This is a genomic window from Stenoxybacter acetivorans DSM 19021, from assembly GCF_000745895.1.
GTDB classification, from domain to species: Bacteria; Pseudomonadota; Gammaproteobacteria; order Burkholderiales; family Neisseriaceae; genus Stenoxybacter; species Stenoxybacter acetivorans.
In genome coordinates this window covers 34,953-43,073 of the sequence record NZ_JQKE01000020.1, presented here as the reverse complement: position 1 = coordinate 43,073, position 8,121 = coordinate 34,953, and the positions used below count along the sequence as shown (strand labels likewise).

The 8,121-nt window shown below is 41.0% G+C and carries 13 protein-coding genes and 1 pseudogene; 1 reads left to right on the top strand and 13 read right to left on the bottom strand.

Annotation, left to right across the window (positions count from 1 at the left end):
• The 12 genes and pseudogenes from Q384_RS03700 to Q384_RS03660 all read right to left on the bottom strand — a co-directional run.
• A pseudogene (locus tag Q384_RS03700) lies at positions 1-289 on the bottom strand (IS481 family transposase); the annotation flags it as partial.
• A gap of 50 nt (positions 290-339) precedes the next feature.
• Positions 340-477: a hypothetical protein gene (locus Q384_RS13195; RefSeq protein WP_156956438.1), complete on the bottom strand. Its 138-nt coding sequence runs from the start codon at positions 475-477 to the stop codon at positions 340-342.
• Between the two features lie 2 nt (positions 478-479).
• Entirely contained in the window at positions 480-734 is a 255-nt protein-coding gene (locus Q384_RS03695) for a hypothetical protein (protein WP_037586032.1), read from the bottom strand.
• Positions 735-1,761: 1,027 nt separating this feature from the next.
• On the bottom strand, positions 1,762-1,923 hold the full coding sequence (locus tag Q384_RS13190) for a hypothetical protein (RefSeq protein WP_156956437.1): 162 nt from the start codon (positions 1,921-1,923) through the stop codon (positions 1,762-1,764).
• Positions 1,920-2,177 carry a hypothetical protein gene (locus tag Q384_RS03690; RefSeq protein ID WP_037586031.1) on the bottom strand — a complete coding sequence of 86 codons (258 nt, stop codon included), beginning with the start codon at positions 2,175-2,177 and terminating at the stop codon, positions 1,920-1,922. The genes Q384_RS13190 and Q384_RS03690 overlap by 4 nt, the downstream gene beginning before the upstream one ends.
• 140 nt (positions 2,178-2,317) lie before the next feature.
• Complete coding sequence (locus tag Q384_RS03685) at positions 2,318-2,779, bottom strand: DUF3577 domain-containing protein (protein ID WP_051940403.1); 462 nt, start codon at positions 2,777-2,779, stop codon at positions 2,318-2,320.
• Positions 2,780-3,097: 318 nt separating this feature from the next.
• Positions 3,098-4,105: a DUF2326 domain-containing protein gene (locus tag Q384_RS03680; protein ID WP_169740831.1), complete on the bottom strand. Its 1,008-nt coding sequence runs from the start codon at positions 4,103-4,105 to the stop codon at positions 3,098-3,100.
• Between the two features lie 38 nt (positions 4,106-4,143).
• Positions 4,144-4,893 (bottom strand): hypothetical protein, encoded by a 750-nt coding sequence (locus tag Q384_RS03675; protein ID WP_037586029.1) that lies wholly within the window; start codon positions 4,891-4,893, stop codon positions 4,144-4,146.
• Complete coding sequence (locus Q384_RS03670) at positions 4,893-5,177, bottom strand: hypothetical protein (RefSeq protein ID WP_051940401.1); 285 nt, start codon at positions 5,175-5,177, stop codon at positions 4,893-4,895. Before Q384_RS03670 ends, Q384_RS03675 begins: the two co-directional genes overlap by 1 nt.
• The gene (locus Q384_RS03665; RefSeq protein WP_156956436.1) at positions 5,158-5,997 is read right to left on the bottom strand and encodes a hypothetical protein; all 840 of its coding nucleotides are present in this window, start codon (positions 5,995-5,997) and stop codon (positions 5,158-5,160) included. Before Q384_RS03665 ends, Q384_RS03670 begins: the two co-directional genes overlap by 20 nt.
• 139 nt (positions 5,998-6,136) lie before the next feature.
• Positions 6,137-6,313, bottom strand: a complete 177-nt coding sequence (locus Q384_RS12880) for a DUF5131 family protein (protein ID WP_245608502.1) — start codon at positions 6,311-6,313, stop codon at positions 6,137-6,139.
• Complete coding sequence (locus Q384_RS03660) at positions 6,314-6,712, bottom strand: hypothetical protein (RefSeq protein ID WP_037586027.1); 399 nt, start codon at positions 6,710-6,712, stop codon at positions 6,314-6,316. It lies immediately after the preceding gene.
• Positions 6,713-6,833: 121 nt separating this feature from the next.
• Between Q384_RS03660 and Q384_RS03655 the strand changes: the two genes are divergently transcribed.
• A complete protein-coding gene (locus tag Q384_RS03655; protein ID WP_051940399.1) occupies positions 6,834-7,823 on the top strand; it encodes a hypothetical protein in 990 nt (329 codons plus the stop codon).
• Here the strand turns inward: Q384_RS03655 and Q384_RS13185 are convergent.
• A complete protein-coding gene (locus Q384_RS13185; RefSeq protein WP_156956435.1) occupies positions 7,820-7,981 on the bottom strand; it encodes a hypothetical protein in 162 nt (53 codons plus the stop codon). The genes Q384_RS03655 and Q384_RS13185 overlap by 4 nt on opposite strands.
• Positions 7,982-8,121 lie beyond the last annotated feature (140 nt).

The following is an 8,121-nucleotide window of genomic DNA, read 5'->3' as shown; positions in this document are numbered from 1 at the left end:
GATAAGTTTTATTGTACCGCTGCGCCTGCGCTTTGAGCTTGTCTTGAATGGCTTTTTCTACTTTTGCCAAACGCTTCATGCCGTAACGAACTTGTTTGAAGCGGCGGTTAGTGCTGTTTTTAGGCACGAATACCTGTAACCGCGCTTCTTTCAAGACTTTATAGATGGTGGGTCTGCTGACGCAATAGGTAGCCGCCAAATCAGAAACGCGGACATTTTCTTCTGTATAAAGCCGCCAAATTTCTTGACGCTGATAGGGCAGTAAACGGGTTCTTTTATGAATATTCATTACAGTATTTTCCTATAAATACTGTAAACAACGCTAGGAATTCTTACAGGTTAAGCCTCTTTAGCGGTGGTTTTTTTTTGTCTTTTTTTCTCTTGACTTTCAACGTGGTGAACAGCCAATAAGACCAGAGACCAAACAACCGCAGCCATTACAATGGCAGATAACAGAACTCCTGAACCGCTGATCATAGTCAGTCCTCCTCATGAGTAAAATCGGAACGGTTATTGCGTAAATAGTTGGCTAAAAACAGGCAACCATACGCACCCAATCCGTAAACAACAAGACTCAATAAACACTGCAATACAGTCATTTTGCTGAGCCACGGGGTTATTACAGCCGCTGTTACAAACACTTTAAACAGGTCGATTAAGGCTTTAATCCAATCATCAATTGTTTCAGTGCTGAATGGCGGGTGAATAATGAATTTTCGTAACATAGGGTTCATTGTATCACCTCCTGCCTGCGGGCTGAACGGCTTACTGCATCAAATCGGAACATACTGCCTCCTTTTCTGGTTAAAAAAATGCGGAGACAATCGTCCCGTGCGGGGCTGAACTGTCCCCGCGAGGGTTTAAAAGCAAATGCCTGTATTACAGGCTGATTTTTACTGCAAGTGCCGTAAATCAACACGAATGTCGATTGATGTTGTTGAACGGCTGACATCAAGACTGTAGGCAGACAGTCGGCTGTTGAAAACAGATACAAAACAAGCAAATAATTTGCCTCAACCACCTCAAACCTCAAAGCGGTTCGGGCAAATAGCCTGAACCGAAATTCAGGCTATTTGTGGTGCCGTAACCCGGCGGGTCTGCGCTCAACCCCAAGCATAAGCCTAAGGCCGCGGATAAAGTGGCACATCGAATAAACGATGAACCGATGCCGTATCAATGACGGCATGGAATCAAGATTAATCTGAAAAAAATATTCAAATTAATGTAAGTTAAATTCATCGTGAGGGGATAAGACCCTCTTAAGTTTTAAAGGGTTTACGCACTTATCCACAGAAATTGTGGATAAACCCGTGCATAAACCTAAAGTTTTAATCAAAAAATTCAAATTATTAAAGAACTTAGCTTAACTGCCTAAAAATGAGGCAGCCAATCTGCTTAGCCGTACCCACTGACGGCGTAAAACACCGGTAATGGACACGAGTGAGCAAATTACAAACAAATCAAGAGTGGTAAGCCCGACGATTTAACGGCTCGCCGTACCGTTACTGCCATAAAATCAAGAAAATAAGAGATATAGTCCAGATGATTGAGTAATCGAAACAAGCAGATACAGCAAAGCCGCTCAGTTACTCAAGCATCTGAACAAAGGTCAATACTTCAAGGCACAAAGGCGTGTGAAGTTCAGGTTGGGATATACGTCAAAACGTATGGAATCAAGACTGCGCTATAAGAAGATTCCCGTGAAGTTTATGCCGAAGCAAAAAACCTTCACGGAAACAAGCGGTTAAGCGTTATTAAAGTTTAAGGGTGGGTGTGTTCTGCTTTATTCGGAAGGGCATCTGAGGCTTCGCGTTCGCGCCGCTCCAGTTCTTTTTCCGCTTTGCCGCCGGCAATCCAGATATAGGCAACAATAGCAAAAGTTACCACGCCACCAAAAATAGTTGTCCAAACAGTTACCATCATTTTATATATCCTTTTAAGTCAAAGGCTAACGTCCATAATATAGCACAAAACAACAGGCTGAACAGAAAAACCACCAGCCATATCCAAACATTCCAGCCATATATGGTAAGACCAAACCACGCTTGTGTAACCAAGAACGCTCCGAAGATGTCCATTTTGGTTGCCAACGCATCAATTTGTTTATCGTTAAACCGTTCTATTCTCAAAAGAGAAATGAGCTTTCTGTTTAATTTACGATAAAAACCAAGAGCCATCGTTACTCCTTTAAGTGTTGTACAACAAAAAGCTCGGAGTAAAAAGACCCCTGATTTTGCCGAGGTAATTTCTACCCCGGGATCGGGAGGGTGTTTAAGCAAAGGAAACCGAAGTTTCCTTGCTTAAATCAAACAAAAAGTTAAGCTGCTTGAGTCAATTCAACAGAATCTGTTTCCTCTGTAGTCGTTGTCTCATCTGCTGCGCGGTAAAATACGCTGCCGTTGATACTGATGTATTTGAACTTAATCAAACGGCCATCAATATACGGTACAACCTGTTTGTCTTTACCTTCAAAAAAGCTCGGTACTAAATCACCGATGCGGACAGAACAAGTAACACTCGGCCGCGCTTTGTAGTCATCGGACAATAATGCAGGATATTCCTGAATCATTCTCTCAATTAATGCCTTGGCTTCCGAACCGGCAATGCGCACATCAAAGCGCGATTTCTCGGATTCATCACCTCGCAGCAACATCAAAGTGCAGCCATAGTAATGACTGCCGCCTTTTTTGACTTCAATTTTGCGCAAACGGTTCATAAAGCCGAAACCGTCGGCAAGCAGATTAACGTATTGGGTTTGGGGTTTAGTAGCTTGATTCATGATATGTCTCCAAAAAAAAGAGGCATACCATGCCCGAATCGGGGACAGTATGCCCCGAAAGGGTGTAAATTTAAGAAATAAAAGCAAATGCCTGTATTGCAGGCTGGTTGGTGTTTCAAGTGCCGTATCAACACGAATGTTGATGATGTTGTTTAACGGCTGGCATCAAAACTGTAGAGCAGACAGTCAACTGGTAAGCGACTTTATTATTTTAAAATTTTTTCAAATTGTCAAGAAAAAAATCATTTTTTTTGTTTCAAAGTTTTTTACAACTTAGTTTTTTATTTATAAACAAATAGTTATATAAACTATATTCTGCTAATCGAACCGATGCTTGAATAACATTTTGTCGGGTACATCTTCCAGATAAAGAATGGTTTGTTCAGCCAAATTAAAGTCATAATGTATTCCTCTTTGCTGATTTTCTTCAGTAAGCTCAATTTCTTCTGCATTAAATGTGGCAATATACTGAAAACTCTGGGTTTTACTTTGTTGATATAAATAATTAAGTAGATTGACTCTTTTTAGATTTTCGATACCATGAAATATACCATCATGAATCAAAAAGCGAGGCAACTGCAAATCATGCTTCAAAATATTGAATAACACGGTTAAATCATAAACCACCTGTTGCAGTTGTGAATTTCCAAGAGATTTCGTTGCCGGTAACTTAATTTGAATATTAATGGGTAATTGATTTTTATGTGCGTTGCTGTTTGTTTCAATACGGAGGAATGCACCTTCTGTATTGTGCTGAAGCCGATGAAAAGCGGCGGTACAAATTTCATTAAATGTGGTACTGATGTCATCGGTTAGTTCTTGGCAAGCGGCTAACGCGTCTAAAACCGCTCTTTTCAGGGTTATGAAAGTACTGTCACTGTCAAATAGTTGCTGATCAATATCATCAATTCGGGCTAACTGAATTTTCAATTCTTCTAACTGTGCTTTTCCCATGGCAAAACTACCCCATGCCTGACTCAAAGAAGCATTGTTATCCATGTCCACGCTGTGTAATAAGGCAGCACGTTGTTTGTCGTATTGAGTTAACTCTGACCAAATACGTGTGTGTTGTTCATTAAGATGATTCAACTGCCCACCATAAAATGCCAGCCGCTCTTTCGCCAAGGATTGCCGAAAACGCACACAATCATCAAGTGTTTTGTGAATAATTTGAGCAATGGAGTCAGATAAAGATTGGTATTGTGTGGTAATGTACCGTACATCAACATCATCACTGTTGGCTTGTTTGGTGAATTGTGTCAACTTGTGTATTTGCCGTGCGATTTGCTGTTCCTGCCGCCGTAGCTCGCTGATTTTTTTATCCAATTCGCTCAGTTTTTCGGATACCTTTTTGAAAGAATCAGTTAGCTCAAAACTTTGCAGCGAAGCAGACAAAATACCGCTAATTCTCGTTCTTTGATGACTGCTTCAGCGCGTATTTGTGTCAAAGATTTTCCATTATCTTTTAGTAATTGCTTTTTAAAATTTTCGTTTGCTGAATTTAATTCATTAATTTTTTCATATTGTTGCAATAATTGAATTAGTTGGGAAGTGGGCAATCCCAATAAATAGGCATTGAGTAAGGTGATGACTTTATTATTGCCGCCACCATGGGTTAAATAGGCCAGCGGGTCTTTTCTTTGTTTGCTCTCCAAATCGTCTTTGATGAAGAAACTCATCAGATTGCCGTAGCTGCTGTCTTGATGCTGCCATTCTTCACGTTGCGGAAACAACCAACTGCCTAAAATATACTTGGCTTCTGTAATACTGTATTCTGCTTCAGCCGCCTCGTTTATTTGCAAGAAAACCTGATTTCTTTGCTTAAAAGTACGGCGAATGATGACATTTCTGCCGCCAATATTGAGCTTTAAGCAAACATGGTGGTCTTCGTCTTGCAAAAAGGCATAGGCTGTTTTTGAACTGCAAAACAGATCTTCAGCACGAGTGGACAGCAACAGAAAATCAATTAACCGAATGGTGCTGGATTTACCGATGCCATTGGCTCCGCTGCCATGTATGCTGTTGTTTTTCTTGCCGATGATTAGATTGACGCCTTGCTTGAATTCAATATCTTTTAATAACAAGCCACTAGGCGACCATAATTTTTCTAACATCACAGTCCCTCTTCTTCTGCTTCAAACAAATCTGCTGGTTTGCGTTTTTTCAGATAAATGCGATAAGCCACATGTTCAATCACACCAATGGCATACAGAAACACCAAAGTATCATAAAAATGAACAGCAGTTCGGCGCATATCACGGCGGGTAAAATTATTCATTAAATCATCAACCAATATACCTTGCCTCTGATTCGGCTTTTTGTTCAGCTCGTGAATAATATTTGCGCCCATAACCGGCACTGATAGGCTTAAATCACTTTCAGGGTGCAGTAATGCCATTGTTTTCTCCTGATGAAGCCTGTTTAACACCAATCAAACATTGTGAAAAAATACACCATACGAAAGCAGAAATATAGCAGCGTAATTCGTCATCATTGATTCTGTTATATTGATTGTTAAATTGATGAATTAACGTTAATAATCGGCGAAAGCCACTATCACTTGAGGTACTGATAAAACTGTAATTGGAAACTACCTTATATTTAATGATTTCCAAATCGGTATTTTCATATGCAGACAGCATCTCTTCCACCACGGTTTGTTGTTGTAGTGTACTTATCATCAAATCCCGAAATTCCGCTGATTCCTGCTCATTGGCAGTATTGATGTTGATTTTTTCAAGGATAGCAGGAGCCAATGCCTTAAATTGAATGGGTTTACCTGCATATGGTTGTAACAAAATTTCATCAAATAAGCGTTCCAAAAAATCTCTGCCGATGTATTCATCGTTAATTTTCAATTTCCGATAGATTTGCAAACGCTCGGGAAAGGTTTTCTGTTCAATCAGTTGAATTAAATGGTTTAAACCATGTAATTGATGTTGTGTACCCAATTCCCGTACCTGTTTGATGGATTCGGGAGATGGTTCGCTGTTGGTGTAAAAACACCAACACGGATAATCTTTCTGCCAATATTTTAGATAAGATTGAAAATCTTTGTTTATCTTACGAATCAATTTTTTGGTTTCTACTTTTTGAGGTGCGTAGCAGGCGACACAGATATTCGTCTTTTCAGCTAAATTAATCAGGCAATCTGCACCTTGGTCTTTGTGTGAACGAATATCTTGTATGTGTGCCAAGCCATATTCAATTATCATCAAAAAATAAATAAATTCTTGAAATTCAAAATCAAATAGACTTTGTAATTGGAGGGATAGCTGGTTTTGCAGCGGCGAATTCATGTTTTTCCAATCAACATAAAATTTGGCTTTTGGTTCAAATCAGTGAAAGGGCTGGGTATTAAAGCCAATAAAAAAGTTGAAAACCCTCTTCATAGCCATTCGTACCCATAGCCTGTAGCCACCTTGCCATGACTTCTGCATAACAATTTTTGCAGCCCGGCGACACCTTGGTGCAACCGGTAGCCGGATTCCATGTTTGTTCAGTCCATTCAATGGCGGATTGGGTTGCCATCATTTATCCTTTCCGTTGATACGGTGTTTTTGGTTGCGCCAATTCACTGATACCGCGTAACAACTGCCTAATTTGCGGTATTGCTTGGGGATTGCGATTAGCGGCACACCGCACCATATCCCATTCGGTCTGAAGATTGTGCGACAGATCATTTTGTTCATAAACGGCGACACCCAAAAATTCGCACAAAGTAATTGCCCGGTCACTCAACACTTTAAATTTGCCCGAAACAACACGTGCGACACAGTCTTTATTTAATCTTTTAACTTTATGTAATTGAATATCATTGTAAAATTCCTGATTAAAATGCGCCACACACGCTCTTAGCGACCATTGCCGCTGTTGCAGCACGGCCGCAACATCTTGAGAAATTTGAGTGTGGGAGCGAAGTTTTTTATTCATACTGTCTTATAAAAATGATACATTTTTATCATATTATCGCATTCTTATAAGACAAACAAGATAATCTAAAACCGACTCAAATCTTTTAAAATACCATTATTCCCACTCACTGAATCCACCCATGAAACTCTTGGCATACACCTCTGCTCACGGCAATAGTGCGGTTACCGCCTTGACTGCTAAGCTCAACAAAGGCAGAACCGGGCAGTGTATTTATTACAGCCGGCACCCTGCCGGGCAGCGGCTGGAGATGTATTTACAGCGGCGCGGTGAAAAGCATTTTTTTGCCTACAAAGGTGAGCGCGGACAGCAAATCGGGATTAGCGAGCCTGAGACCCTAACACATGCGCTGTGCAAAAATGTATTGGCGGAACTGGCAAATACAGGGTTGGAAACGCTGTTGGAATTGACCGAAAACACCGAGCGGCAGCCGCCGTTTGCGGTGTGTTTGGTTTCGGGAGAAACTGAAAAGCGGCTAACGATTGACAATCAAGATTATGTAATTGATGTACTGTGTGTTTTCAGGCAGCCTGAAGATGAATCTTTGTTGTCGCATGAAATTCGCTGGAACGGGCAATTGGTGTTTGAAATCTGGCACAGCCACCGCCTTGCCGCCAACGATCCGAAATGCACGGCATTGGCAAAGCACGGTTTGCCTGTGATTCAAATCGCGGCGAAAGGCGGGGATTTTTTAAGCATCGATGAAGATGCGCTGTTGCAGATGTCAGACGAGGAAGCACAGGAACATATTGATAAACATCTGCAAAAACTGAAAAATGCCTTTAACAAACGCATTGTCGGCACTTTGCTGAAAAATCCGAAATCGTCCGTGTATCAACGCGCCGAGAGCGTTTATCTACGACTGAATGGGCTGGAGCAGGAGAATACCGTACAACGGCAGCTGCTTGATGAACTGGAGCAAGAAAAACAACATTGGGCAGAAGACAATCAACGCTTGCAAACTCAACTGACAGGCTGCCTGAATCAGTTACAGCAAGGATTACAGCAAGGGCAAGTATTGGGACAGAATGCAGCGGCAACAAACGGCAGCAGGCAGGATAGCGGCAGTGGGGTATGGCGAAGAATAAAACGGTGGTTTGATAGTGATTAAACGCTCTCCAGCCATTTCAACATGGATTCACCGTTTTTCATGGCTTCAGGTGGGACAAGGATAAACTCACCTTCAACCCGTTCGCGCAAAAGCTCTAAATCAAAATCAATGGTGTTTTGCGCCAAAATGCGTTTAAAAAATGCTTGTAACATAATCATACGAAATCATCTGTATTGCTGCTGTAAAACAGATCATCAACATGTGCAATGTCTTTCAAATATTTCTATTGATAGGGTATTACGTTTGAATTTTACCATAAGCTACCATTGGCCAGGCCTTGTACAATTACATTCAATCT

Bases quoted from the DNA above. Each gene is read 5' to 3' on its own strand.
- Q384_RS13190 (WP_156956437.1), bottom strand. From the start codon at position 1,923: ATGATGGTAACTGTTTGGACAACTATTTTTGGTGGCGTGGTAACTTTT.
- Q384_RS12880 (WP_245608502.1), bottom strand. From the start codon at position 6,313: ATGATGGCAACCCAATCCGCCATTGAATGGACTGAACAAACATGGAAT.
- Q384_RS03675 (WP_037586029.1), bottom strand. From the start codon at position 4,893: ATGTTAGAAAAATTATGGTCGCCTAGTGGCTTGTTATTAAAAGATATT.
- Q384_RS13185 (WP_156956435.1), bottom strand. From the start codon at position 7,981: ATGATTATGTTACAAGCATTTTTTAAACGCATTTTGGCGCAAAACACC.
- Q384_RS13195 (WP_156956438.1), bottom strand. From the start codon at position 477: ATGATCAGCGGTTCAGGAGTTCTGTTATCTGCCATTGTAATGGCTGCG.
- Q384_RS03690 (WP_037586031.1), bottom strand. From the start codon at position 2,177: ATGGCTCTTGGTTTTTATCGTAAATTAAACAGAAAGCTCATTTCTCTT.
- Q384_RS03670 (WP_051940401.1), bottom strand. From the start codon at position 5,177: ATGGCATTACTGCACCCTGAAAGTGATTTAAGCCTATCAGTGCCGGTT.
- Q384_RS03660 (WP_037586027.1), bottom strand. From the start codon at position 6,712: ATGAATAAAAAACTTCGCTCCCACACTCAAATTTCTCAAGATGTTGCG.
- Q384_RS03655 (WP_051940399.1), top strand. From the start codon at position 6,834: ATGAAACTCTTGGCATACACCTCTGCTCACGGCAATAGTGCGGTTACC.
- Q384_RS03685 (WP_051940403.1), bottom strand. From the start codon at position 2,779: ATGAATCAAGCTACTAAACCCCAAACCCAATACGTTAATCTGCTTGCC.
- Q384_RS03695 (WP_037586032.1), bottom strand. From the start codon at position 734: ATGAACCCTATGTTACGAAAATTCATTATTCACCCGCCATTCAGCACT.